Annotated in this window: 1 protein-coding gene; it reads right to left on the reverse strand. The window is 74.9% G+C overall.

Annotated elements, in window-relative coordinates; all coding sequences use genetic code 11:
- Positions 1–148: 148 nt before the first annotated feature.
- Positions 149–769 (reverse strand): flagellar basal body P-ring formation chaperone FlgA (gene flgA / locus B8460_RS18615; protein ID WP_048863119.1); only part of this gene is annotated, 621 nt, incomplete at its 5' end.

Below are 769 nucleotides of genomic sequence, written 5' to 3' on the forward strand. Positions count from 1 at the left end.
GGCAGGCTGACCGGCCGCCACTCCGGCGCCCTGGTCGGGTCGGTCGTGGGCGACAGCGCGGGCGGGCGGCCGATTTCCGACATGCGCTGCAGCGCGCCGCATCCCGCCAGCAGTCCCGCCGCCGCCAGCGCCAGAAGCGCGCGGCCTCTCACGGAACATAACCCTGCGGCTGGCGCCCGGCGGCGATCACCGGCGTCGTGCCCGGGACGACGCGCACCTGGCCGTCGCCCACGATCTCCGCATCGACCACGGCGCGCGAGGCCGGGTTCAGCACGCGGATGTGATCGCCGGCGGCGCCGCCCTCCAGCGCGATGCCCTGCGCCGTGAGGTCGATGCCCGGGGTGTGCAACTCGATCAGCACTCGCCCGCGACGCTGCACCAGCGCCGGCCTTTCCAGCTCGGCGATCAACACCGGCTGATCCTGCATCAGGCTGCGCTGGGCGGCGTAGCCGGTCGCCTGCGCGACCGACAGGGCGACCGGCTGACGCACCAGGCTCGTCCGCACCCGCGCGAGGCGCAGGTCGGCCGCCGTCAGCACCTCGCCCGCGGCGATGCGGCGGACCGGCACCACCACCTCCGTCGTCGGCAGCGCGCGGCCGCTGATGCGTAGGGTCACGGGGTCCGTCCCGTCGGCGCTGACCGACAGCAGGGCGGTATAGCGGCCGGACGCGCGGTCCCAGTCGAGCTGCGTGACCTGCGCGTCCGGATGCGCGTCGGGCGGGATCATCGGCGGGTTGAAGCCGGTCATCTGCACCTCGGCATCGGCGTC

This window comes from Acidisphaera rubrifaciens HS-AP3 (genome assembly GCF_000964365.1).
Taxonomy (GTDB): Bacteria; Pseudomonadota; Alphaproteobacteria; order Acetobacterales; family Acetobacteraceae; genus Acidisphaera; species Acidisphaera rubrifaciens.